Origin of the sequence: Nocardiopsis sp. NPDC006198 (genome assembly GCF_040613895.1) — a bacterium.
In the GTDB taxonomy this organism is placed as follows: domain Bacteria; phylum Actinomycetota; class Actinomycetes; order Streptosporangiales; family Streptosporangiaceae; genus Nocardiopsis; species Nocardiopsis tropica.
Window position 1 is genome coordinate 49,929 of the sequence record NZ_JBEXSY010000024.1, and the last position, 24,418, is coordinate 74,346.

At 73.8% G+C, this 24,418-nt stretch carries 23 protein-coding genes; 12 read left to right on the plus strand and 11 right to left on the minus strand.

The features are described 5' to 3' along the window. The first annotated feature begins 45 nt into the window (after positions 1-45). Positions 46-2,118: an aminodeoxychorismate synthase component I gene (pabB, locus tag ABZ234_RS18060; protein WP_355012839.1), complete on the plus strand. Its 2,073-nt coding sequence runs from the start codon at positions 46-48 to the stop codon at positions 2,116-2,118. A gap of 7 nt (positions 2,119-2,125) precedes the next feature. Here the strand turns inward: pabB and ABZ234_RS18065 are convergent, their stop codons facing one another. After that, positions 2,126-2,869 carry a TetR/AcrR family transcriptional regulator gene (locus ABZ234_RS18065; protein ID WP_355012840.1) on the minus strand — a complete coding sequence of 248 codons (744 nt, stop codon included), beginning with the start codon at positions 2,867-2,869 and terminating at the stop codon, positions 2,126-2,128. A 131-nt stretch (positions 2,870-3,000) separates the two neighbouring features. On the opposite strand from ABZ234_RS18065, the gene ABZ234_RS18070 reads away from it, so the two are divergent. The 3 genes from ABZ234_RS18070 (at position 3,001) to helR (ending at position 7,433) form a co-directional block, all read left to right on the plus strand. Continuing rightward, complete coding sequence (locus ABZ234_RS18070) at positions 3,001-4,389, plus strand: serine hydrolase domain-containing protein (RefSeq protein WP_355012841.1); 1,389 nt, start codon at positions 3,001-3,003, stop codon at positions 4,387-4,389. 86 nt (positions 4,390-4,475) lie between these two features. After that, positions 4,476-5,084, plus strand: a complete 609-nt coding sequence (locus ABZ234_RS18075) for a DUF4291 domain-containing protein (RefSeq protein WP_355012842.1) — start codon at positions 4,476-4,478, stop codon at positions 5,082-5,084. A 186-nt stretch (positions 5,085-5,270) separates the two neighbouring features. After that, a complete protein-coding gene (gene helR / locus ABZ234_RS18080; protein WP_355012883.1) occupies positions 5,271-7,433 on the plus strand; it encodes an RNA polymerase recycling motor ATPase HelR in 2,163 nt (720 codons plus the stop codon). Positions 7,434-7,513: 80 nt separating this feature from the next. Here helR and ABZ234_RS18085 read toward each other — a convergent pair whose 3' ends face one another. Beyond that, positions 7,514-8,116, minus strand: a complete 603-nt coding sequence (locus tag ABZ234_RS18085) for a hypothetical protein (protein ID WP_355012843.1) — start codon at positions 8,114-8,116, stop codon at positions 7,514-7,516. 270 nt (positions 8,117-8,386) lie between these two features. Here ABZ234_RS18085 and ABZ234_RS18090 point away from each other — a divergent pair, with 270 nt between their 5' ends. After that, entirely contained in the window at positions 8,387-9,343 is a 957-nt protein-coding gene (locus ABZ234_RS18090) for an ABC transporter substrate-binding protein (protein ID WP_355012844.1), read from the plus strand. A 59-nt stretch (positions 9,344-9,402) separates the two neighbouring features. Further along, a complete protein-coding gene (locus ABZ234_RS18095; RefSeq protein ID WP_355012845.1) occupies positions 9,403-11,031 on the plus strand; it encodes a thiamine pyrophosphate-dependent enzyme in 1,629 nt (542 codons plus the stop codon). Between the two features lie 50 nt (positions 11,032-11,081). Here ABZ234_RS18095 and ABZ234_RS18100 read toward each other — a convergent pair whose 3' ends face one another. The 5 genes from ABZ234_RS18100 to ABZ234_RS18120 all read right to left on the minus strand — a co-directional run bounded on the left by ABZ234_RS18100 (position 11,082) and on the right by ABZ234_RS18120 (position 15,141). Beyond that, positions 11,082-11,588 carry a GNAT family N-acetyltransferase gene (locus ABZ234_RS18100; protein WP_355012846.1) on the minus strand — a complete coding sequence of 169 codons (507 nt, stop codon included), beginning with the start codon at positions 11,586-11,588 and terminating at the stop codon, positions 11,082-11,084. Positions 11,589-11,709: 121 nt separating this feature from the next. Continuing rightward, positions 11,710-12,354, minus strand: coding sequence for a response regulator transcription factor (locus ABZ234_RS18105; RefSeq protein WP_355012847.1), 645 nt, complete (start codon positions 12,352-12,354; stop codon positions 11,710-11,712). Continuing rightward, entirely contained in the window at positions 12,351-13,526 is a 1,176-nt protein-coding gene (locus ABZ234_RS18110; RefSeq protein WP_355012848.1) for a histidine kinase, read from the minus strand. The genes ABZ234_RS18105 and ABZ234_RS18110 overlap by 4 nt, the downstream gene beginning before the upstream one ends. A gap of 43 nt (positions 13,527-13,569) precedes the next feature. After that, complete coding sequence (locus ABZ234_RS18115) at positions 13,570-14,355, minus strand: hypothetical protein (protein WP_355012849.1); 786 nt, start codon at positions 14,353-14,355, stop codon at positions 13,570-13,572. Between the two features lie 342 nt (positions 14,356-14,697). Beyond that, complete coding sequence (locus tag ABZ234_RS18120; protein ID WP_355012850.1) at positions 14,698-15,141, minus strand: helix-turn-helix domain-containing protein; 444 nt, start codon at positions 15,139-15,141, stop codon at positions 14,698-14,700. A gap of 130 nt (positions 15,142-15,271) precedes the next feature. Here ABZ234_RS18120 and ABZ234_RS18125 point away from each other — a divergent pair, with 130 nt between their 5' ends. Further along, complete coding sequence (locus tag ABZ234_RS18125; protein WP_355012851.1) at positions 15,272-16,144, plus strand: oxidoreductase; 873 nt, start codon at positions 15,272-15,274, stop codon at positions 16,142-16,144. A 13-nt stretch (positions 16,145-16,157) separates the two neighbouring features. Here the strand turns inward: ABZ234_RS18125 and ABZ234_RS18130 are convergent, their stop codons facing one another. Next, entirely contained in the window at positions 16,158-16,715 is a 558-nt protein-coding gene (locus tag ABZ234_RS18130; RefSeq protein ID WP_355012852.1) for a putative immunity protein, read from the minus strand. 156 nt (positions 16,716-16,871) lie between these two features. Further along, positions 16,872-17,801, minus strand: coding sequence for a LysR family transcriptional regulator (locus tag ABZ234_RS18135; RefSeq protein WP_355012853.1), 930 nt, complete (start codon positions 17,799-17,801; stop codon positions 16,872-16,874). 400 nt (positions 17,802-18,201) lie between these two features. On the opposite strand from ABZ234_RS18135, the gene ABZ234_RS18140 reads away from it, so the two are divergent. The 4 genes from ABZ234_RS18140 (at position 18,202) to ABZ234_RS18155 (ending at position 22,124) form a co-directional block, all read left to right on the plus strand. After that, positions 18,202-18,900: a metal-dependent transcriptional regulator gene (locus tag ABZ234_RS18140; RefSeq protein WP_267950051.1), complete on the plus strand. Its 699-nt coding sequence runs from the start codon at positions 18,202-18,204 to the stop codon at positions 18,898-18,900. 150 nt (positions 18,901-19,050) lie between these two features. Further along, on the plus strand, positions 19,051-19,875 hold the full coding sequence (locus ABZ234_RS18145) for a class I SAM-dependent methyltransferase (RefSeq protein WP_355012854.1): 825 nt from the start codon (positions 19,051-19,053) through the stop codon (positions 19,873-19,875). A gap of 173 nt (positions 19,876-20,048) precedes the next feature. Next, on the plus strand, positions 20,049-21,071 hold the full coding sequence (locus ABZ234_RS18150; protein ID WP_355012855.1) for a hypothetical protein: 1,023 nt from the start codon (positions 20,049-20,051) through the stop codon (positions 21,069-21,071). 153 nt (positions 21,072-21,224) lie between these two features. Then, positions 21,225-22,124 carry an aminoglycoside phosphotransferase family protein gene (locus ABZ234_RS18155; RefSeq protein ID WP_355012856.1) on the plus strand — a complete coding sequence of 300 codons (900 nt, stop codon included), beginning with the start codon at positions 21,225-21,227 and terminating at the stop codon, positions 22,122-22,124. A 47-nt stretch (positions 22,125-22,171) separates the two neighbouring features. Here the strand turns inward: ABZ234_RS18155 and ABZ234_RS18160 are convergent, their stop codons facing one another. Then, a complete protein-coding gene (locus ABZ234_RS18160; protein WP_344175788.1) occupies positions 22,172-22,420 on the minus strand; it encodes a hypothetical protein in 249 nt (82 codons plus the stop codon). A 197-nt stretch (positions 22,421-22,617) separates the two neighbouring features. On the opposite strand from ABZ234_RS18160, the gene ABZ234_RS18165 reads away from it, so the two are divergent. Further along, positions 22,618-22,956 carry a hypothetical protein gene (locus tag ABZ234_RS18165; RefSeq protein WP_355012857.1) on the plus strand — a complete coding sequence of 113 codons (339 nt, stop codon included), beginning with the start codon at positions 22,618-22,620 and terminating at the stop codon, positions 22,954-22,956. A 41-nt stretch (positions 22,957-22,997) separates the two neighbouring features. Here the strand turns inward: ABZ234_RS18165 and ABZ234_RS18170 are convergent, their stop codons facing one another. After that, on the minus strand, positions 22,998-23,948 hold the full coding sequence (locus ABZ234_RS18170; RefSeq protein WP_355012858.1) for an aminoglycoside phosphotransferase family protein: 951 nt from the start codon (positions 23,946-23,948) through the stop codon (positions 22,998-23,000). Between the last annotated feature and the right edge of the window lie 470 nt (positions 23,949-24,418).

The following is a 24,418-nucleotide window of genomic DNA, read 5'->3' on the forward strand; positions in this document are numbered from 1 at the left end:
GGTTGATATCGGGACCGCCTAGGACCTCTACCTGCGGATTCCCTCTTGAGACTGCTGCTGATCGACAACCACGACTCCTACACGTACAACCTCGTCCAACTGGTGGCGCGCGTCCTCGGCGACACCCCCCTGGTCCTCACCAACGACGACCCCCGCTGGGCCGCGTTCGACACGTCCTCCGTGGACGCCGTCGTCGTCTCGCCCGGGCCGGGCCGTCCCCAGAACCCCCGCGACCTGGGCCGCGTCCCCGACCTCCTGGCGGACGGGCGCCTTCCGGTCCTGGGCGTGTGCCTGGGCCACCAGGCCATCGCCCACCTGGCCGGAGCCGACGTGGTCTCCGCCCCCCAGCCCCGCCACGGCCACCTGACGCGGGTCCGGCACACGGGCCGCGGCCTCTTCGCGGGTGTGCCGCAGGACTTCACCGCCGTGCGCTACCACTCCCTGGCCGTCCCGGCGCCCCTTCCCGAGCCCCTGGCCGCGACCGCCTGGGCGGAGGACGACGTGGTCATGGCGCTGGAGCACCGGCGACTGCCCCGCTGGGGGGTGCAGTTCCACCCCGAGTCGGTGGCCAGCGACTTCGGAGCGGACCTGGTCGCGAACTTCCTGGACATGGCCCGCGCGCACCTGTCCGCGTCCCGCCCCGCGCAGGCGCTGTCGGGGGCACGCGCGTCCGCCGCCGAGGCCGCCCCCGCCCCTCCCGCGGCGGTGCGCCCCCGGGCGCCCGAGGCGCCCGCCGCCCGCCCCTCGGGCGCGCCGCGAACCCTCGAACTACCGCGCGCCGTCGACGCCGAGGCCGCCTTCTGCCACCTGTACGGCGACGCCGAGTACGCGTTCTGGCTGGACAGCTCCCGGCCCCAGGGGCCCGCCCGCTTCTCCTTCCTCGGCGCCGCCACCGGCGAGGTCCTCACCTACAGGGTCGGCGGCCCCGTCCGCGTGCGCGACGCCGACGGCGCCGAGCACCACGAACCCGGGAGCGTCTTCGACGCCCTCGAGCGCAGGATCGGGCGCCCCGGCCCCGTCCCCACGGGACTGCCCTTCGACTTCACGGGCGGCTACGTGGGCTACCTGGGCTACGAGTGCAAGGCCGACACGGGGGGCGCCGCCGCGCACACGTCGTCCACCCCCGACGCCGTGTGGCTGCGCTGCGACCGCTTCGTCGCCGTGGACCACGTCCTCGGGCGCACCTACGCCGTCTGCGCCGACGGCCTCCCCGACGGCGACGACTGGCTGGCCCGCACCCTGGCCTCCCTGGACGGGCTCGCGCCGCCGGCGCCGCCCGCGCCCCCCGCTCCGGCGGCCGACCTGGCCCCCCTGCTGGAGCGCCCGCGGGAGGGCTACGTCAGCGACGTGAAGGAGTGCCTGGGGCAGCTCACGGCGGGGGAGAGCTACGAGATCTGCCTGACCAACCGCGTCCGCAGGCCCGCCGACGGCGACGTCCTGGACTTCTACCGCCGGATGCGCGCCGCCAACCCCGCGCCCTACGCCGCCCTGCTGCGCCTGGGCGGCGTGAGCGTGCTCAGCGCCTCGCCCGAGCGGTTCCTGCGGGTGGACGCGGACCGCACCGCGGAGAGCCGGCCGATCAAGGGCACCGCACCGCGCCACCCCGACCCGGCCACCGACGCGCGCGCGGCCGAGGAGCTGCGCACGGGGGCCAAGACCCGCGCCGAGAACCTGATGATCGTGGACCTGCTCCGCAACGACCTGGGAAAGGTGTGCGAGGTCGGCAGCGTGGAGGTGCCCGCGTTCATGTACACGGAGTCCTACGCGACCGTGCACCAGCTGGTGTCCACGGTGCGCGGGAGGCTCCGTCCGGACGTGTCCACCGTCGAGGCGGTGCGCGCCTGCTTCCCCGGGGGGTCGATGACCGGGGCGCCCAAGGTGCGCACCATGGAGATCATCGACCGCCTGGAGTCCTCGGCCCGCGGCGTCTACTCCGGCGCGCTGGGCTACCTGTCGCACACCGGTACCGCCGACCTGAACATCGTCATCCGCACGGCCGTGAGCGCCGACGGGGAGCTGACCATCGGGGCCGGGGGCGCGATCGTGCTGGACTCCGACCCCGAGGAGGAGTACGAGGAGATGCTGCTCAAGGCCGCCGTCCCCGCCCGCGGCCTCTGACCCGCGCTCAGCCGTCGCCGCCGAGGCGGGCGAGCCGCGCCTCCAGTCCGTCCAGGACCCGCTGGAGGCCGTAGTCGAAGCCGCTGTCGCGGATCTCCTCCAGGCTCCTGCCCTCCTGCGCGGCGTGTCCGGCACGCAGCCTCGGAAGGTTCCGGAGCGACTCCTCCATGGCGGGTGCGAGGCTCTCCCGCCACTCGCTCTCGCTGCGGCCGCTGCTCGCGAACACCGACAGGTAGGCGACCTCGCTGGTCACCATGCCCATGACGTAGGCGGTCACGGTGCTCATGGCCTGGTCGGCCTCCTCCACGCCGAAGCCCGCGGCCTCGAACACGCCGAGCAGCCCCTCCGACACCTGCGCCAGGTTCGGGCCGAGGCGGGAGAGCCCGACCCGGCCGAGCACGGAGACCATCCACGGGTGCCGCAGTGCGGCCGCCCTCAGGTCCCGGGCGTTGCCCTCGACCGCGGCCCTCCAACCCCCGGCCCCTTCGGAGGCCGGCACCGGCAGTTCGCCGTAGACCTCGTCCACGACGAGTTCGATCAGCTCGTCCTTGCCGGCCACGTGCCGGTAGAGCGACGTGGCCCCGGCGTCGAGCCGGGAGCCCAGGGCGCGCATGCTCAGGGCGTCGATGCCCTCCTCGTCCAGGAGTCCGATCGCCTCGGCCACGATGCGGTCCCGGCTCAGCGCGGGTTGCCCCCCGGACTTGTTCCGCCTGGCCCACACCGACGGGACCGCTCCGGCCCGACCTGCCACGAAGCCTCCTTCGATCGCCACCGACCTCGAGCGGAGACTAGCGGACAGTGTTCTCCCTTGCGCACACCCGACCCTGTGCGTACAGTGTTCGCAAGAAGAGAACGCTGTACGCACGAAGGCGGGGAACGACCATGGGCTTCGACACCTCCCACTGGCAGGGCCGGCTCGACGAGCTCGGCGCCGCCCACCGCGTCCCCGGTGCGGCCCTGGCCGTCCTCGCCGGCGGCACCGTCCACGAACTGGCCACCGGGGTACTCCACCGGGGGACCGGCGTGGAGACCACGACCGACTCGGTCTTCCAGCTCGGCTCCGTCGCCAAGGTCTACACCGCCACCCTGGCGATGGGCCTGGCCGAAGAGGGCCTGTTGGACCTGGACGCACCGGTGCGCGACGTCCTGCCCGACTTCTCCCTCGCGGACGAGGAGGCCGCCGGGGTCATCACCCCGCGCCACCTGCTCACCCACACGAGCGGACTCAGCTGCGACCTCGTCGTCGACACCGGTCGGGGCGACGACTGCCTGGCGCGCTTCGTCGCGGCGTGCGCGAAGGAGGACCTGGACTGCCCGCCCGGCACCGCGCTCTCCTACAGCACGAGCGGGTTCAGCGTGCTCGGCCGCGTCATCGAGGTCCTGACGGGCAGCACCTGGGACCGGGCGCTCAGGGACCGAGTGCTGGACCCCCTCGGCCTGGACCACACCATGACCCTCCCGGAGGAGGCCCTGCGCTTCCGCACGGCGATGGGCCACACGGAAGGGGCCGGGGAGGGCCCCGAACCGGCCCCGGCCTGGGACCTCATGACGCGTTCGTCCAGCCCCGGGGCCATGGTCCTGGCCACCGCCGGAGACATGGTGCGCCTGGCGCGGGCGCACCTGGAGGACGGCAGGGCGGCGGACGGCGTCCGTGTCCTGGCCCCCCGCACGGTGCGGGCCATGCGCGAACTGCAGGCGGAGTCCCCCGACAAGTGGTCCGTCGAGGCCGCCGGGTGGGGCCTGGGCTGGACCCTGTACGACTGGGACGGGGTCCGGGGCTTCGGGCACGACGGCGCCGCCACCGGCCAGTACTCCTACCTGCGCGCGGTGCCCGGCGCGGGGGTGGCCCTGGCCCTGGTCACCAACGGGGGAGGGGCGCGCAGCCTCTACGCCGACCTGTTCGGGGAACTGCTCGCCGCTCTGGCCGACGTGCGCATGCCCGACCGCTTCGCTCCTCCGGAGCAGCCTCCCGCCGTGGACACGGCCCGCCTCACCGGCGCCTACCGCCGTCCGGGCGTCGTCATCACCGTCACCGGGGGCGGGAACGGCCTCCGGATGGTCTACGAGTTCGTGGACGGCATGAGCCGCTTCTCGCCGCCGCTGGAGGCGGACCTGGTGCCGGTGGAGGAGACGGCCACGGCGACCGTGTTCGCGGCATCCGTCAGCGGTACCTCCTTCGGGGAGGACTGGATGCCGGTGGTCTTCACGACGTCCGCCGACGGCACACGGTACGCCTACGTCGGCATGCGGGCCGCGCCCGAGGTCGTCTGAGCGGCCGGTGCGCCACCGGTGGGGGAGCGGTCGCCCCCGGAAATCCGGTTGCCCGGGGACCGGCCGGGGCACCACCCTGAGCAGTCATGAACGCCCCCGACGTCCCGCGGTACCAGATCCGCGCCCTGCACACCGACACCACCGTCACCGTCTACCAGGCCTACACCCCCTCCATCGGACTGCCCGCCGCCCGGCAGGGCCGCTTCCCCTCCTCCTGGAAGAGGGAGCGGATGACCTGGGTGAAACCGTCGTTCATGTGGATGATGTACCGATGCGGGTGGGGTCTCAAGAAGGACCAGGAGACCGTGCTGGCGGTGGAGATCAGCCGTGAGGGGTTCGAGCTGGCGCTGCGCGACGCGTGCCTGTCGCACTTCGAGCCCCGCGTGCACACCGACCGGGAGACGTGGAGGCGTCGGCTGCGGGAGTCCTCCGCGCGCGTGCAGTGGGACCCCGAACGCGACCTGAGCCTGGCCCCGCTGGCCCACCGGTCCCTCCAGCTGGGGCTGTCCGGGCAGGCCTCGCGGCGCTACGCCGACGAGTGGACCGTGTCCATCACCGACGTGACCCCGCTGGTCCGGCGTGTGCACGCGCTCGTCCGGGAGGGGGACACCGCCGCGGCCGCCCGCCTGCTCCCCGAGGAGCGCCCCTACCCGGTTCCGCCGGAGGCCCTGGACCACCTGCGTCCCGCCGACTGAGGCCGCCGACCGCCGTACGCGTGCGGCGGCCCGCCGGGCCGTCCCCCCAGGGGCCCGCCCCCGGCGCACGAAAAAGGAGAGGATTCTGGGAACTCCTCTCCACTCTCAACTTATAGTGCACCCGGGGGCTTGCGGCAAGACCCCCGTCGTGCTGCAGAATCGTCCTTCGTGACCAGCACCGACGACATGGGAGACGGCGTGAACAGCCTCACCACCAGCGCGTTCGACCTCCCCGAGCACCTCGCCGCCAAGGCCGACCCGGCCCTGATCGCCGACGACGAACGGCACTTCGCGTCCATCGCGCAGAGCCTCGAACAGTCGGTCTCCGAACTGTCCGCCCGCCTGGACGCCCGGCGCAGCGCGCCCGTCGGCAAGGGGCGTGAGGTCCTGGACCGGGACCTGGAGATCCACCGGATGGCCAACCGCCTGCGCGCCCTGCGCCGTTTCGGCCTGGACCTGTGCCTCGGGCACATCGTCGGCGCGGACGGATCCGATCCCGTCTACATCGGGCGGCTCGGCCTCACCGACGGCGAGGGGCGCCGCCTCCTGATCGACTGGCGCTCCCCGGCGGCCGAGCCGTTCTTCGCGGCCACCCACGCCGACCCGATGGGGCTGGCCAGCCGCCGCCGGTACCGGTGGACCCGCGGCCGGATCAGCGACTACTGGGACGAGGTGTTCACCGCCGACGGGTTCGAGGGGCACGCCGCCCTCGACGACCAGTCCGCCTTCATCGCCAGCCTGGGCGACAACCGGTCGTCCCGGATGAGGGACGTGCTCGGCACCATCCAGGCCGACCAGGACGCCATCATCCGCGCCGGGTCCCGCGGCGCCCTGGTCGTCGACGGCGGGCCGGGCACGGGGAAGACCGTCGTCGCCCTGCACCGCACCGCCCACCTCCTGTACTCCGACCCGCGGCTCGGCCACCGCCGGGGCGGCGTGCTGTTCGTCGGTCCGCACCAGCCCTACCTGGCCTACGTCGCCGACGTCCTTCCCAGCCTCGGGGAGGAGGGCGTGCAGACCTGCACCCTGCGGGACCTCGTCCCGGAGGGCGCCTCGGCGAAGCCGGAGAAGGACCCCGGGGTCGCCGCGCTGAAGTCGTCGGCGGGCCTGGTCGACTCGATCGAGGCGGCCGTCAGGTTCTACGAGAAGCCGCCCACCGAGGGGATGACGGTCTCCACGGACTGGTCCGAGGTCTGGCTGGGCGCCGACGACTGGGCCGAGGCGTTCTCGGCCCCCGGGCCGGGGACCCCGCACAACGAGGCGCGTGAGCAGATCTGGGACGAGCTGGCGTCGATCGTGGCCGACAAGCACGACGACGAGGACGTCACCCCCGAGCTCGTGCGCGGTTCGCTCCTGCGGGACGCGGAGCTCGTCACGGCCCTCCAGCGCGCGTGGCCGATGATCGAGCCGACCGATCTCGTCGGCGACCTGTGGTCCGTCCCCGCCTACCTGCGCCTGTGCGCGCCCTGGCTTAGCCCGGGCGAGGTCCGCGGGCTCCAGCGGGAGGACGCCCAGGCCTGGACCGTGTCCGACCTGCCGCTCCTGGACGCGGCGCGCCGGCGCCTGGGCGACCCGGGGGCGTCACTGCGCGAGCGCCGGCGCAGGGCCGCCGTCGCGGCCGAGCGCGAGCGCATGTCGGGCGTCATCGACAACCTGCTCGCGGCGGACGACGACGGCGAGGGCATCGTGACGATGCTGCACGGACGGGACCTCCAGGACACCCTGGTGGACGAGGCCGCACTGCCCTCCGCGAGCCCGGACCTCCTCGCCGGACCGTTCGCGCACATCGTCGTGGACGAGGCCCAGGAGCTGACCGACGCCGAGTGGCGCATGCTGCTGCTCCGCTGCCCCTCCCGGAGCTTCACCATCGTCGGGGACCGCGCCCAGGCCAGGCACGGGTTCACCGAGCCGTGGCGGGAACGGCTCGAACGGGTCGGGTTCGACCGGATCGAGACGGCCTCCCTGAGCATCAACTACCGGACGCCGGAGGAGGTCATGGCGGAGGCCGAGCCGGTCATCCGGACCGCGCTGCCGGACGCCAACGTGCCGATCTCGGTGCGCGCCGGCGGGATCCCCGTCACGCACGGACCTGTCGAGGACCTGCACCGGGTCCTCGACGCGTGGCTCGCCGGGAACGCGGAGGGGACCGCCTGCGTCATCGGCGATCCGGCGTTCCGGGCGACGCCGCGCGTGCGTTCCCTGACACCGCAGCTGGCGAAGGGGCTGGAGTTCGACCTGGTCGTCCTCGTCGACCCGCAGGAGTTCGGGGAGGGGATCGAGGGTGCGGTCGACCGCTACGTCGCCATGACCCGCGCGACGCAGCGCCTGGTCGTCCTCACCGGCGGCTGACGGCGGCCGGTACGGCACGATCGGCGCCGCCGGGGCCGGGCCGCGCCTTCGCGGGCGCACCCGGCCCCGGGGGGCCTACGTCAGCTCCGGCCGTCGGCGGTGAGCGGTGCGCCGTCCAGTGCGGTGCCGGTGAGGGTGACGCGGACCTCGGTCACGACATCGGTGCTGCTGATCGCCAAGCACGACATCGAGCAGAGGAGGAAGCCCGTGCGGTGCTGTCCGCGCACGGCGCCGGACCCCGGGGAGAGGCAGTGGCGCGCACCGTCGCGGAGCCAGGTGTACACGCCGTGGACGTCGTCGCCTCTCCAACCCCTGAGACCGGCCGCGCCGATGCCGAGGGCCAGCGTCTCGGCCAGGTAGTCCGGGTCGAAGTAGCTCCCGAGGCGAATGGTCAGCTCCTTGAACCCGTGGCCCCCGCCGAAGGCCCACACGGCCTGGAGCGAGTTGACGCCCTCGGCCACGGGGGTCGCCTCCAGCCGCCACTCGTACTCCTCCAGGAAGGGCGCGTGTCGTTCGAGCCACCTCTTCCGCTTGCGGGGCGGGACCACCCAGGGCCGGGGGATCTCGTGGAAGGGCGGCCACTCGACCTCACCGCCTCCCCACCGCCCCGGCCAGGACCGGACCCGTTCCCGGTTGGCGACGAACTCCGCCCGGAGTCCGTCCGCCCCTCGTCGCACAGCCACGGCATCTCCTCGTCTCTCGGCCCCCGCCCTCACCTCTCGGCCAACGGCTCCGGGCCCGCGTTCGGCCCGGGTCTCCTCATCATCAGGCCTCCCCGGCGCCGGGAATCCGGACCGCGCCCTTGACCCGGTGACCTGGATCACTTAAGTTCGCCTTCAGCACAGTTGTTCGCAAAACGTACATCCGTGGCCTGTCGTGAGTTCGGGCCCCGCCCCCGCCGGCCCCCGGCGCGGCGACCCCTCCCCGACCGCCGACCGACTCAGGAGACACAGATGCGCCGACAGTCGACCGCCCTCAGCTGTATCGCCGTACTCGTCCTCGCCACGGCCTGCTCCGGCGGCGGTGGCGGGGAGGACGGGGAGGGCGGCCTGCGCCGGATCACCGCGGGCGCCATCCCCATCGTGGACGTGGCGCCCCTCCACCTCGGCGTCGACCAGGGCTTCTTCGCCGACCGCGGCATCGACCTGGAGATCCAGCCGGGCTCGGGCGGGGCCGCCGCCATCCCCGGCGTGGTCAGCGGGAACTTCGAGTTCGCCTTCGGCAACACCGTCTCCCTCCTCGTCGCCCGGGACCAGGGGCTGCCCCTCAAGGTGTTCGCCAACGGCGTCTCCAGCAACGGGGAGCAGGGCGCGGACTTCAGCGCCGTGTTCGTCCGCGACGACAGCCCCGTGGAGACCGCCGCCGACCTGGAGGGCATGACGGTCGCCGCCAACAACCTCCTCAACATCGGCGACACCACCGTCCGGGAGTCCGTCCGCGAGGCGGGCGGCGACCCCTCCGACATCGAGTTCGTCGAGATGGCGTTCCCCGACATGGTCCCCGCCCTGGAGAACGGCCGGATCGACGCCGCCTGGCTCGTCGAGCCCTTCACCACCGCCGCCCTCGACGCGGGCAACCGCGAGATCGCCTCCAACTTCGTGGACACCCACCCCGAGCTGTCCGTGGCCGCCTACTTCACCTCCGAGGAGATGCTGGCCCGGGAACCCGAACTCGTCGACGACGTCGAGGCCGCCCTCCAGGAGTCCTTCGCCTACGCCGAGGCCAACCCCGACGAGGTGCGCCGCATCCTCGGCGAGTACACCGAGATCGACGGGGCCGCACTGACCGACATCCGCCTGCCCCGCTGGCCCGAGGCCGTCAACGAGGAGTCCGTGGGCGTTCTCGCCGACCTGATGCTGGAGGACGGCCTGATCGGGACCGAGGCCGACCTGGCCGCCCTGTACCGCTGACCGGGACGCCCACCGCCGAGCCGGGCCGTCCCGTCCGCACCGACCGAGAGAGGGGCGCCGTGCCCGAGCAGACGAGGCCGACCGTGCGCGAGCAGACCCTGGGGGCCATGCGCGAGCTGGGGATGACCACGGTCTTCGCCAACCCCGGCTCCACCGAGGTCCCGTTCCTGGTGGACCTGCCCGACGACATCGACTTCGTCCTGGGACTGCACGAGGGTTCCGTGGTCGGCATGGCCACGGGCTGGGCCCTCGCCCGCGACCGGCCCGCGATGGTGCTGCTGCACACCACCGCCGGCCTGGGCAACGCGGTCGGCGCCCTGGCCACGGCGCGCGTCAACCGCGCGCCGCTCGTGGTCCTGGTCGGCCAGCAGGACCGCCGCCACCTGGAACACGAGCCCTTCCTGGCCGGACGGCTCGAAGGCCTCGCCGGGGACTACCCGGTCGCGGTCCACCGGCCCCCGCGCGCCCAGGACGTGCCCGCAGCCGTCGTGCGCGCCCACCACGAGGCCTCGCACGGACGCGGCCCCGCCCTGGTCGTCGTGTGCATGGACGACTGGTCGCATCCGGTGGACCCCGGACAGCCCCGGGCCGCGGCGGTGCGGGTGGCCCGCCCCGCGCACGTGGCCCCCGACGACGGCGCGGCGGCCGAGGTCGCCGCGCTCCTGGACGGCGCCGCACACCCCGCCCTGGTGGTGGGGGCCGGCGCCGACAGCGCGCCCGCGTGGGCCGCCCTGACGGCACTCGCCGAACGGCTGGGCGCCCCCGTCTACCAGGAGAGCTTCGGCGCCCGCGCCGGGTTCCCCCAGGACCACCCGCTGTTCGCCGGGCACCTGCCCGCCGAGCGCTCACGGCTGCGGGAGGCGCTGCGCGGCCACGACGCGGTGTTCACGGCGGGCGCCCCGGTCTTCCGCCAGTACATCTACGCGGACGGCCCCCTCGTGGTCCCCGGCACCCGCCTGGCGATGGTCTCCGAGGACCCTGCGGAGGCCCACCGCGGGCCCGCGGGGATCGCCGTCATCGCCCCGGTCGCGCCCTTCACGGCGGTGGTCGCGGACCTGGTGCGCGAACGCCCCGTGTCACCGGCGCCCCGACCGGCGGCGGCCCCTGAGGAGACGGCGCCGCCGGCGGAGGGCGAGCCGCTGCGCGCGGCCCACGTCCTGCGGGCGCTGGCCGAACGGATCGCACCGGACACGGTCGTGGTCGAGGAGACCCCCTCCAGCCGGCCTCAGCTGCACCGGCTGCTGCCCGCCCGCGCCCCGCTGGGCTTCCTGTCGGCCGCCATGGGCGGGCTCGGCTTCGCGCTCCCCGCCGCCACCGGGGTCCGCATGGCCGCCCCCGGACGCCCCGTGGTCGCGGTCGTCGGCGACGGGTCCGCGCTGTACCAGGTGCAGGCGCTGTGGAGCGCCCACCGCTACCGGGCCGGGGTCCTCTTCGTCGTCCTGGCCAACGGCCGCTACGCGATCATGGACCGCCTCGCCGAGCACAGGGGAGGCAAGCCGCCCTGGCCCGCGTTCGGCGAGGTCTCCCTGGCGGCCCTCGCCCGGGGGCTGGGCTGCCCGGCGGTGGAGGTCCGCGCCCACGGCGACCTGGTGCGGGTCCTGGACGAGGTCGTCCCCGGGCTCGCCGACCGCGACGAGCCGCTGGTCCTGGACGTGGCCGTGGTCCCGGACCCCACCTTCGCGCCCTGAGGGCGCCCGCGCCGGAGGGGACACCGCGCACGCGTGGAGGCCCGGGGCGGTCAACCCCGGCCGCCGAGGTCGAGGCGGTAGACGACACTGGACCGGCCGGAGCCCTCGAACCGGCCCTCGCCGACCACCCGCCACCCCGTGGACTCGTAGAGGGCGCGGGCGGCCGCGTTGTCGGGGAGGACCTCCAGGGTGACCGCGTCGGACGTCCCCGACAGGCGGTCCAGGGTGGCGGCCAGGAGGCGGCGTCCCCATCCGCGCCCCCGGCGGCCGGGGTCCAGCGCGAGGAAGGCCAGGTGCGCGGTGCGCGACGGGTCCCCGGCGGCGGGCGGGAAGCTCAGCGAGAACCCGGCCGGGTCGCCACCCTCCACGGGGCGCACTACGAGGAGCAGGTGGGGCGGCGTGCCGAGCTTGCGCAGCACCCGGTCCCTGTCGGCGGGGTCGGGTGCCGTTCCGTCGCGGTGGGCGAGGGCGCGCGTCCACAGGTCGGCGCAGGCGGCGTGCTCGTTCTCGGTTCCCGGGACGACGCCGGGCCAGGGATCGCGGTGGGGAGCGCTCATCCGCGTGATGCTAGCGGAGCCGTGCCGTGCCCGACCCTGGACCGGACGGACTCCGGGGCCCGGCAGGTACCCGAAGATCCCCGCCGTACCACGAACCCCGGGGCTCCGGACGGGTGCGCTCTCACCGCTCGGCATCGCGCACGAGCAGGGCGATCTGGACCCGGTTGGCCAGACCCAGTTTGGCCAGGGACCGGCTGACGTGGGCCTTGACCGTGGTCTCTGTCATCACCAGCTCCCGGGCGATCTCCGCGTTGGCCAGCCCCCGGGCCACACCGTCGACGACGTCACGCTCCCGTGCGGTGAGCCTCGCCAAACGGTCCTGGGCGTCGCGCACTCCGGCGGGGCGGTGTTCGGCGAAGGCGTCGGCCAATCGACGGGTGAGGGCCGGGGCGAGGATCGCGGTGCCGTCGACCACCGCGCGGACGGCCGTTATCAGTTCACGGGGACCGCTGCCCTTGAGCAGGAACCCCGCAGCCCGCGCGCGCAGGGCGCCGTACACGTATTCGTCCAGGTCGAACGTGGTCAGCATGACGACCTTGGGCGGAGCGGGCCCGCGGTTGATCGCCTTGAGCGCCGCCACCCCGTTCATCCGGGGCATGCGGACGTCCATCAGGACCACGTCCGGCTGGAGGCTTCGGACGGCGGCGAGTGCCTCGGCGCCGTCCGCGACCTCGCCAACGACCTCCAGGTCGTCGGCCGTCTCCAGGATCATCCGCAGTCCGGTGCGGACCAGCGTCTCGTCGTCGGCGAGGAGGACCCGGATCATGTCGGCAGCCTCGCCCACACCCGGAACCCGCCCTCAGGGGTCGGCGCCGCCCGGAAGTCGCCGCCGAGCGCCTCGACGCGTTCGCGCAACCCGATGAGGCCTGACCCGGCCCCGGGCAGGGCCAGGGGAGCCCGCTCGGGCGGTGTGTTCTCGACTTCGACCTCGATGGCTTCGGGCTCCCGGCGCACCGCCACGCGGGCCGCGGCACCCCCCGCGTGCTTGTGCACGTTGGTCAGCGCCTCCTGCACGACCCGGTACACGGCGTGCTCCTCGACGAGGTCGCCCGTGTCTGCTCCGCTCCCGTCCGGAACTTCCAGCTCGACCGGGACGCCCGCCGACCGTGACCGGTCGACCAGCTCCGCCAGGTCCGCGAGTGCGGGCGGGGGGCGCAGAAGGTCCGGGGCGCCGGACGCGCCCTCCCCCGACCGACCGAGCACCCCGAGCACCTGGCGCAGTTGGAGGAGGGCGTCCTGGCCGGTCCGGCGGATCAGCTCCGCCTCTGCCGCGGTGGCCCCGTCAGACGCGCCGATCTCCAGAGCCCCGGCCCGCAGCACGATGAGCGACACCCGGTGTGCGACGACGTCGTGCATGTCGCGGGCGATCCGGGTCCGTTCCTCGGCACGGGCCTGCGCGGCCAAGGCGGACCGCTCACGTTCGAGCCGGTCGGCCCTCTCCACCAGCCCGGCCAGCACCTGGGCGCGAACGGCGGTCCACGCCCCCAGGGCCAGTGGCAGCCACACGAACAGGGGTGCGTTGCCGAGAGCCGAGTCCCAGTCCACACCCGGCCGCGGGACCACGGACAGGAAGGTCGCCCCCGTAGCGACCGCGGCAACGACCGGAGACCGGCCGTGGACCGCCACGAGGTAGAGGGCGATGGCGGTCACCGGACCGGGGGCTCGGAGCACGGCGTCCACTGCTGCCAGCGCCACCAGCGGCCAGACCGGGTGCGGTGCCGTCCGGACAGCGGCTGCGGCCGCCACACCGACCACCAGGGCCGCGGCGAAGCCGGGCACCGCGGTGAACCCGGTCACCAGTGCGGCGTGGGACGGCGGTTGAAGCAGGGGGTAGAAGGCACCGCAGAACGCCCCCAGGGGGAGGACGACGGACACCGCCCTGCCGAGCACCCGGTCGACGCGGCCGAACCGAGGGCGGGTACGGCACTCGACACTCACCCGCCACACCCTAGCCGCAGCGCCGCCGCCCGCCACCGCCCGGTCACCAGCTGAGAAGGCGCGACCACGTGTTCGCGGGCGCTCCGCTTCGCTCCGCCGCGCGGTCGGTCGCCGCCCTCCTCAGAACACGGACCCCGAGCGGTGCGAACACCAGCCCTGCCGCTGCCGCCGCGACAGCGCAGTCGAACAGTGTCGCCTCCTTCAGCACCCCGGTCCAGAGCGCTCCCCACAGCAGCAGCAGGACGGTGCGGCCCGTGCCGAGCACCCCCGAGCGGTGGGCCCCGACCGCCAGCAGCAGCACCCCGGCGTACTGGCCGAAGTACGCGGTCACCGGCACACGCCACGGACCGTAGGCGAGATCGGCGTAGGCGGCGCTCACGGTCGCCGTCGCCGGACCGAGGCCGAGGCCGTCCACCAGGGCGAAGGCGGTCGCGTCGACGCCCACCGAGTACATGCGGCCGAGCAGCCCGAGCGCGATCAGCGCGGCGCCCGTCGTCGCGAGGCACGGAGACCTCGGAGCGACCAGGCGTGCGAGGGCGGCGAACGCGGGGACCAGCAGCATGGCCCCCGAGGCGAACAGGGCCTGTGCGGCCGTGGCCAGTAGGGGCGACTCCGCGTAGGCGGCGAGCTGGGAGGGCGCCATGAAGGGTTGGGCCTCGAACGCGCGCAGCTCCGCCTCGGTGAAGGCGCCTCCGCGCAGGGCGAGGTAGCGCAGGAACAGGCCGGCGCACCACAGGAGCGGAGCGGCGATGAGCGCCGCGCCGCCGATGCGGCGGCCGGGGAATCCGGAGAGGTCCGGCGCCCGATCGGTCTTGGGGAAAGTGGTCATGCGCCCAGCCTGGGTCGCGCGGCGCGCGGGTGCATTCTCCTTTCGTGACCGGAGCCGTCTCTTTGGTCGGGGGTCGGGCCGGCCGCCCCGGTCGGGAAGCCTGGCCCCGGGGCGGGGCCGGGCCTGCTCGCCGCGGTCGGGGCGCCCATCCGTCGGCGCGCCGGAGGGGCGCGTCCGGATCCGCCCCGGCACGGGAGGCGCGCCGGGGCCGGGAGGGACCCCGGGAGGAGCGGTCCGGCTGCCGGCGGCGGCACTCCGCGTGACGCGGGCGGCTCGGGCCGAGCGGGCAGAAGCGGGGCAGGCGGGACGGTGCGCCGCCTCCGCTTCGCGGGACGGGGCGGTTCAGGCGTCGCGGGCGTCGTGCGCCTCGCGGTTGGCGAGCACGTCGTCCATGTGCGCCTCGGCCCAGGCCTTGATGGTGCGCACCGCCCCGTGCAGTGAGAGACCGAGGTCGGTCAGCTCGTAGGTGACCGTGACGGGCACGGTCGGCACGGCGGTGCGGATGAGGAGCCCGTCGCGCTCCAGCGAGCGCAGCGTCTGGGTGAGCATCTTCTGGCTGACGCCCGCCAGCCGGCGCGACAGCTCGGAGTAGCGCATCGGCCGGGGCTCGCCGGAGCCGTCGGGACCCGGCCGGGGCGAACCGTCCCCACCCAGGGCGCACAGGATCAGCGTGACCCATTTGTCGGAGATGCGGTCGAGCAGTTGACGACTGGGACACACCGCCAGGAAGGCGTCGTACTCGGCCTTGGCCTGTGCCCTCTTCTGGGCCGCCGTCCTCGTCGCCATCGCCTGCTCCCCTCACCCGTGGGTGACTTACGCACCCTGAAGTGCCTACTTCCCAGAGGGAAGTTGCCTTCCCATAATGATGCAAGGAGCCCTCGGGAACCACCCCCTGACCGCGACGAAAGGCAAGAACATGAACACGCCCTCCACCCCCCTCCCCGGCGGCGCCTGGGACCTGGGAGAGCTGTCCGTCTCCCGGTTCGGCTACGGAGCCATGCAGCTCGCCGGCCCCGGGGTCATGGGCCCGCCGACCGACCGCGACGCCGCACTCGCCGTCCTGCGCGAGGCCGTCGACCTCGGCATCACGCACATCGACACCGCCGGCGCCTACGGGCCGCGCTTCACCAACCAGCTCATCCGGGAAGCGCTGCACCCCTACCCCCCGGAGCTGCACCTGGTGACCAAGGTCGGCGCCGACCGCGACCGGAACGGCGGCTGGCCCCCGGCCCGCGAGCCCGAGGACCTGCGCCGCGCCGTCCACGAGAACCTCGACGACCTCGGCCTCGACGTGCTCGACCTGGTCAACCTCCGACTCGGTGACGCCCAGGGGCCCCGCCCCGGCTCGCTCGCCGCGCCCCTCGCGGCCCTCGTCGAACTCCAGCAGCAGGGCCTGATCCGGCACCTGGGGGTGAGCAACGCTACGGCGGAGCAGGTCGCCGAGGCGCGCGCCATGGCGCCGATCGTGTGCGTGCAGAACATGTACAACCTCGCCCACCGCCAGGACGACGAGCTGATCGACGAGCTCGCCGAACAGGGCGTCGCCTACGTGCCCTTCTTCCCGCTCGGCGGCTTCAGCCCCCTCCAGTCCTCGTCGCTCTCCGCCGTGGCCGACCGCCTGGACGCGACGCCGATGTCGGTGGCCCTGGCCTGGCTGCTCCGGCGGTCGCCGAACATCCTGCTCATCCCCGGGACCTCGTCGAGGGCGCACCTGCGCGAGAACGCCGCCGGCGCGGGGCTCCGGCTCTCCACCGAGGACCTCGCCGAGCTGGACGGGATCGGCCGCTGACAGGGTCCCTGCGTCAGCGCGCCGGCGGGGACCGCCGGAGGGACGCGTCCAACCGGCGGACGAGTTCCCCGACGCGCCCGCCGCCGGGCGGGGCCTCGGGGTAGCGTCCCAGGACGTCCACGACGACGGGGGTGGCGAGGAGCCCCAGCCGCGCGAGGTGGTCGTCGACGGCGTCGGGACCGTCCCCGGAGGAGAGTTCGAGTGCGTGCGCGGTGTAGGCGGCCGACGCGAGGATGTGCTTGACCTGGGTCGCCTTGGCCAGGGGGTGGAGGAACGCCGCACCGCACGTGTTGGCGGCGGCGCGCGCGGCGGCGCTCGCCGCTCCCCGGCCCGCGTCGCGGGTCTCCTGGGCCGCGCGGTGCGCCGCCCACGCGTTGTCGCGGATCGCCTTGGTCCGCTCGGCCCCGTCCGCGAACGCCAGCGCCGCCTCGATCGCGGCCCGGGGGCGCCGGTCGCCGGGGCGCTCGCGCTCGAAGAGCGCCAGTGAGGGGCGCGCGCACGCCACCGTGAAGCCGGTGACCTCGCGGAGTTCGGCCCGGTCGAGTTCGATGGCCGTGGAGGCGTCCGCCATGGTGCCGCCCTTCTGCGGAGGGGAGGAGACACCTTGATCTTATCTGTGAAACACCGGTGTAAGCTTTGCCGCCTTTCACGCCTGCCGGAAAGGCACAACCCTCAAAACGTGGTGAGGAACGGACATCTGCCCGACGTCGGCGTCGGGCACAGGCGGTCAGGCGGGGACGGCGGTGGAGACGGCGGCGGTCGCGGCGAGCCTCTGGAGCTCCTCCTGGGCGGCGGCCACCGCGGGGTTGCGGCGCGATCCCTCCCGGACGCACGTGAGCATCTTGCGCGCCGGGACGTAGGGGCCCTCCAGGAGCACCCGTGCGACGGGCAGGCCGGGGGAGAGGTCGTTCATGCGTGGAATGAGGGCCACCCCCAGATCGTGCGCGACCAGGCTGGCGACGGCTCCCCAGTTCAGGGCCTGGTGGGAGCCGTCGGGGGTGAAACCGACCGCGGCGCAGGCGGTCATGGTGTGCGCGTGGCAGGTCGTGCCGGGGGTCGGCAGGATCCACGACTCGGCGGCGGTCTCGGCCAGCGCCACGCTCTCCCTCCCCGCGAGGCGGTGGCGGTCGGACACCACGAGGTCGAACACGTCGTCCAGGAGCGGGGTCTGGTCGAAACGGGCGTCGGTGCGGGGCGGCGCGCCCGGCGCGGCCTCGATGACCGTCAGCTCGATCTCCCCCTGGAAGAGCAGGTCCAGGCACTCCCCGGGCTCGGCCTCCAGGACGCGCACGTCGAGCTGGGGGTGGCGGGCGGTCAGGGCCGCGGCCATGGGGGCGAGAAGCCGGGACAGCGCCATGGGGAAGGCGGCCACCCGCAGGAGCCCGGAGGGCTCGGTGCCCAGCCCGCGCATCTCGATCTCGGCCTGCTCCCACCGCGTGTGGATGGCGTCGGCGTGGTCGAGCAGGGTGCGGGCGGCGGGTGTGAGCCGCACGCCCCGCCCGTTGGGCTCCAGGAGCGTGACGCCGAGTTCCCTGCCCAGCTGGCGGATCTGCTGGGAGGCTGCGGAGGGGGTGAAGTGCAGGGCTCCGGCGGCGGCGGTCACCGTCCCGTAGTGGGCGACGGCCCGCAGGATACGGAGGCGCCTGAGATCGATCATGTACCTGATTCTTCACATAACCATGCGGAAATTCAACCTGGACATTAACGGTTTCGGCCGTGAGGCTGGTGTGAGACCCCGATGGAGAAGGTGTGCGATGACGACTCTCTGCCCTCACTGCGGATGGCCCGACGACCAGCCGTTCCTGGTGGTGTCCCGGCATGCCACGGGCCTCGGCCTGACCGTGTGGGTGCGTTGCGCCTGCGGTTCCGTGCAGGTTCGCGAAGTCGGCCCGGCCGGGGCGCGGATCGTCTCGCGGGGGCGTCCGGCACTGGGGCCGCCGTCCGGTCAGAACTGCCCGGGGTGAGGCCCTTCGCGGCTGTTCGGGGAGGTTCGGGCCCCGTCCACAGGGCGGTACGGAAATCGTTTCCGGCGGGCGGTCCGCGATACGGTTATGGCCATGGGGAACACACCGGCACGGCCGTCCACGTCGGCCGAGGACTACGTGAAGGTCGTCTACGACCTACAGGAGCGCGGCACCGGCCCGGTGACGATCTCCGGGATGGCCGAACGCCTGTCGGTGTCCAACTCCTCGGTCTCGGGCATGCTCCGCAAGCTCACCGAGCTCGGCCTGGTCGAGCACCAGCGCTACGGCGCGGTCAACCTCACCGAGGCCGGGACCAGGGCCGCGCTGTCGGTGCTGCGCCGACACCGCCTCCTGGAGACATACCTGGTCGCCGAGCTGGGCTACTCGTGGGACGAGGTCCACGACGAGGCCGAGATCCTCGAACACGTCGTGTCGGACAAGTTCGTCGACCGTATCGCCGCCCACCTGGGCAACCCCGTGGTGGATCCCCACGGCGACCCCATCCCGACCCGCGACGGGCACATCGTCGAGCGCGAGTCCGTGCTGCTGTCCAACGCCGACGAGGGCGTCAGCGGCGTCATCGTGCGGGTCAACGACACCGACCCCGAACTGCTCCGCTACCTCGCCGACATCGAGATCGGCATCGGGATGAACGTGGAGGTGGTCGAGCGCCAGCCCTTCGCGGGGTCCCTCCAGATCGCGGTGCGCCCCGACGAGGGCGCCCCCGAGCGCTCCCAGGCCCTCGGCCTCGTGGCCGCCGAGGCCCTGTGGATCAGCCCCGAGACCAAGTAGCGCCCGGCACCGCGGACGCCCCGGCGTCCCGCCCGGGCCCGGCGCCGGCCACCGGGAGGGCGCCGGGACACGGTCGCCGGTTCCGCGCGTCCGGCGGACGGTAACGGGTAGGGAACCGGTCACCGATCGCCGCACGAGAGGACACCGGGCATGGGCGAGGTCGGATCCGGAAACCGCGCGACGGACAAGGTCGACGTCCGCCTGGGCAAGGTCGAGAGCACCCTGCTGTGGACCGTCCACCACAAGGTCCTCGACTTCCGCAACACCGAACCGGTCCTCGGCGACGTGTGGGCCGTGGACGTGATGGACCGCCTGGAGTTCGACCGGCGCCACCTCCGGGGCACCTCGGGGGACCGCTACATGGTCCTGCTGCGCGCCCGCCGCATCGACGCGTGGGTGCGCGAGTGGATCGCGGCGAACCCCGGGGGGACCGTCCTCCAGCTGGCCTGCGGGCTGGACGCCCGCGCCCTGCGCGTCGGCGCCCCCGAGCGGGGCCGCTGGATCGACACGGACCTTCCCGATGTCGTCGCCCTGCGCCGCAGGGTCCTGCCCGAGCCCCCGCGCTACCGGCTCCTCGCCGGATCGGCGACCGAGTCCGACTGGCTGGAGGAGATACCGACCGACGCGCCCGTCCTGGTGGTCGCCGAGGGCCTGGTGGAGTACCTGCGGCCAGAGGAGACCCATGCCCTGCTCGGCCGCCTCCTGGCGTGCTTCCCCGGCGGGGGCGAGATGGTGTTCGACGTCGTGTCCCCCCACGTGGGCCGCCTGGCCGGGGTGTTCGGCTGGCAGATGTACGGCCTGGAGGACCCCCGCCTGCCGGAGCGCTGGTATCCGGGGCTGTCGCTGACCGGCGACTACGAGGTGGTCGGGGACCACGCCTCCGTGCCCGAGCAGCCCTTCCGCTCCCTGTACCGGGTACTGTCCCGGTGGCCGTGGACCCGGGGGTTGATGCGGGTGCTGCGCTTCCGCTTCTGAGCCGACGGCGCGCCCCGCGCCCACTGCGGCGGGTTCCGGTCGGAGGGACCGGACGCGGGGGACCGCCGCCCGTGCCTTCGTGGGCGGGACGCCCGGTGCGGGAGGTCGGGCGGATCGTCGGTCCGCCCTGCTAGAACCGGGGGGACCCGTCCCCTCCTGCGAAGCGGCCCCCGATGCACCCCACCCTGAACCTCCCCCCGGCCTCCGACGGACCCCCGGTGCCCGGACTCCTGATCGTGCGCACCCACTACGCCGACGACGACGCCTGGAGGGACGTGCGCTCCCGCCTGGGCGACCTGCCCGGCGCGTACCCGCCCGGACCGGGCCCGGTGAGCGCGCAGGAAGCAGCGATCCTGGAGAAGAACCCCAAACACCTGGTCGTGGTGGACGACCCCGCCTGGAGCGGCGCCGGTCCCGACGAGGTCCGCGACGCCCTGCACCGCGCCGGGACGTGGACCCCCAGCCTGGTCCTGATCGCCGACGAGACGACCATGGCCGACACGCTCCTGCTCCCCCTGCTGGCCGTCCGGGACGGGGAGGACTCCTACCGGATCGGCCCGCACGCCGCGGCCGTGTTCCACCTGCTGGTCCAAGCGCTCGACGAGTATTTCGCGATCGGTTTCGCGGAGGACGAGGACTCCTCCCCGGGGCCCGACGACGTCTTCGGGGCCCGGCTGGAGGTCTCGGCCCGCACGGCCCCGTACCGGACGCCGGACACGCGCATGGAACTGCTGCCCCACACCGAGGACCCGCTGATCATCCGCACCGACCACACCGACGACGCGGTCTGGGAGGCCGTGGTCGCGGAGGTCCGCGCTCCTGTGCCGGACGGCATCTTCCGGCAGGAGGGGGAGGAGGAAAAGTTCTACCACGCCTACGTGGACGTCCTCGACGACCCCCGGTACGCGGGCGCCACCACGGAGCAGATCCTCTCCCTTGTCCCGCGGGACTACGAGCACACCTTCCTGATCATCGCCGACAGGACGACCATGGGCGACCCCAGGCACCCGCTCCTGCTCGTGGACCTGTACGAGGAACCCGGCCTGTCCTTCCGCGCGACCCCCGTGGCGGTCCAGACGGTCCAGAACAACCTGTCCATCGCCAACATGGACTTCTCCGACTACTACATCGACGAGGGACACATCCAGTACCGGGACGCCAGGGAGGTGCTCACCGACGAGCAGATCAGGTTGTGACACGGAGGCGCGGGGCGGCGGGGACGACGGTGCCCCACCCCGTCCCCGCCGCCCCGTCCCACGCGGTGAAAACCGGTGGACAGGCGGGCGCGCGGGGCGCTGTGATGGCCCCGGCGCCCGCCGGACGCAGCGGGCCGACGGCTGGAGCTGCCCTTGGCGACCGACACGCCCCCGGACCCCCGACCCTTCATCGACACCGCGCTCGTCAGGCGCCTGGTCGACACCCAGTTCCCGCAGTGGTCCGGGCTCCCGCTCAGGCCGTTCGGCCCGGCCGGCTCGGACCACGTCATCCACCGCCTGGGCGACGAGCTCTCGGTCCGGCTGCCACGCCACGCCGGTGCCCGCGGCCAGGCCCGCAAGGAGTTCGCATGGCTGCCCCGGCTCGCCCCGCACCTGCCCCTGGCCGTGCCGGCCCCCGTGGCGGTGGGCGAACCCGACCTCGGCTACCCGTGGCCGTGGGCGGTGTCGCGCTGGATGGACGGCGAGGTGGCGACCGTCGAGGCACTGGGGGACTCCCGCGGCGCCGCTGTCGAACTGGCCGGGTTCCTGAGCGCCCTTCAGCGGTTCACCCCCGAGGGGACCCCGGCCGACGGCGTGGACACGGCGGCCGAGGACAGGTCGTTGGCCGCCCGTGACCGGCAGACGCGGGCCGCCATCGCGGAGGTCGGCGGCGTGTTCGACGCCGCGGCGATGACCGGGCTGTGGGAGGCGGCGCTCGGCGCTCCCGGATGGGACCGGCCGCCCGTCTGGTTCCACGGCGACTTCCACACCGGAAACCTGCTGATGGACGACGGCCGACTCAGCGCGGTCATCGACTTCGGCGAACTGGGGGTCGGGGACCCGGCGTGCGACCTGACCATCGCCTTCACCCTGATGTCGGCCGGGAGCCGGGCCGCCTTCCGCACCGCGCTCGGTGTGGACGAGGCCACCTGGACCCGGGGGCGGGGCTGGGCGCTGGCCTCGGGGCTGAGCGCCTACACCGCCTACGCGGCACACGACGCGCGGGTCGCCGAGCAGACCACCCGCCAGATCGGCGAGGCCCTCGCCGGGTAGTGCGGCGGCCGTGGGGATCCACCGTCGCGGCCTGTGCGGAGCAGGGGTCACAGGGGCAGAGCGGCCAACAGCGCCGGTAACGCCGGCAGCGCCAGAAGGAGCATGAGGCATCCCCCTGCCGGCGGGGTGTTCCCCCGGGGCGCCTTCGCCTCCAGGTCGGCGATCATGTGCGCCTGGGCCGGGCATCCCGGGGTCACGACGTCCTCGGGGCTGAACACGCGGCAGGGCAGGCCCGTCATGAACTCGCCGTCGTACTGCCGTCCGCACATGGAGCAGGTGGGGTCACTCGGCTTCATCGGCTCCGCCCTTCCCTCGACGGCCTGGTCCCGAGGTGCGACCACGCTACCCGCCCGGGGGCTCCGTGCAAGGGCGGCGACCACATCCGGTCAGGGGTCCGCGACGGGGTGCGGGGTCCTCCCACATCGGGGACGTGACGGCGGAACCGGGGGCCTGAGCGGATGTGACAGGAGAAGGGCCGCCCGGTACAACACTCGTGGACCATTCACGTTTTCCTCCACGAGGCGGGGCCGTCATCGTTTTCCACGGCAGGCGATTCGTCCACGGTTTCCTCTTCGGAGCGCTGGCGGGACTGGTCGTGCTGAATGCCGCCTTCGCCCTCACGTGGGCTTCGGTGCACATCGGCTACGGCGGGGTCTCCGACATGGGGGTCTTCCGCCTGTCGCACCATCCGAACCTCGGCCACCCCGTTCACCTGGACATCAGGGAAGGACGTATCGGCGCCTTCCTCGCGCTGAGCGGGATCACGGCCGCCGCGGCGAACCTCGTCCGGGGGAGGCCCGGCGAGGGCGCGGAACGGGTTCCGCGCCCCTGAGCAACGATGTGCGCTCCCCGACCGGACCGGATCCTCCGGGGTCAGTCGGCCATCCCACCGGCGAACGGCGTCGTCCGCCACTGGTCGACGGCCGGCCCCAGGTACTCCACCAGCACGGGCAGCTGCGGCGCGAGGGCGAGGGCGGCGATGGCCCGCAGCATTCCCACGGCGTTCACGAAGCGCAGGACGTCCCCGTCCAGCTCCCGCACGCCGTTGCGCCGGGCTCCGCGGTCGTAGGCGGATTCGATCTCCGGGCCGAGCGCGGCCAGGTCCCATTCGACGGGGCCCAGGGTCACCAGCTCGAAGTCGGAGTAGAGGTCGCCGTCCGCCCCGGAGAAGATGTTCGCCGGAGGGGAGTCGCCGTGGATCGGCTGGATGCCGATCCCCGGGAACGCCTTCTCGAAGGCCGTGCGCGAACTCACGAGGGGCTCCAGGACACGCCATTCGCGGCGTGCGCGGTCCAGGTCGGACGGGTCGATGAGGTCGGGGCGCCCGTCGAGCCGGGCGAGGTCCTCGGCGAGGGTCTGCGGTTCGGCCGCGGACAGGAACGACAGGTGGCCCGGGTAGTCGCGCATCGCGGCATGCAGTTTCGCGACGCTCTCGGCGTTCGCCGCGTAGTCGGGCTCCCTGCCCCGGTCCTCCTCGACGAACTGCCAGAACGTCATCGAGAACCCGTCGCGCCGCACCGGTTCCCGGGGGACGAGGGGGCTGGGAGGGATCACCGGCGTCCCCTGGGCCGCCAGCCACCGCGTCACGTCCAGTTCCGCGCGCTGGCGGTGCGCCAGGGCGTCGAGGTCCGTTCCGGGCGGCAGGACGACGGGGATCCGGGCCACGACCGGTGAGGGCGCGAGGTGGACCACGACGGAGAACAGGTCGTGGAGCACCCTCGCGTCGGTTACGGTGAGTCCGAGGTCGCGCCCCGCGCCGACGGCGGCGTCGACCGCGGCGGAGGCACGGCGGGCGGTCTCCTGCGGGGTCATGAAGTCGTTCATGGCCCGATCATCCCAGGGCCTCGGGTGGGCGGGAGCACGTCCGACGCGCTGAACCGGGCGCCGGGGCCCGGCCCCGGTTCGCGGAACGCGGTCCGGCACGTGCTCGGCACACGTCCAGCTACAGCGGCAATCGGGGCGAGTGCGTCGAGGTGGCAGGCAAGGCCCCTCGGGGTTCCGCACTGCCTCTGTCCGAGGCGCGCGCTGGCGTGCCCGGTGCCGAAATCCCCCACCGACAGGCACCGGAGGCCGCCCCGATGGCTCGGAGCGAACAGGGACCCCCGCGTCTCTACCGGGTCTGGCTGACCGGAGCAGGATCGACGGCGCTCGGAACGCAGATACTCGTCTTCGGGCTGGTGTGGCACGCGGCCCTGATCGGTCCCGGCGCCGCCGCGGCCGTGCTCACGGCGCAGATCGTCCCCCGCGTACTGCTGACCCTGCACGGGGGCGCGCTCAGCGACCGTGTCGGGGCG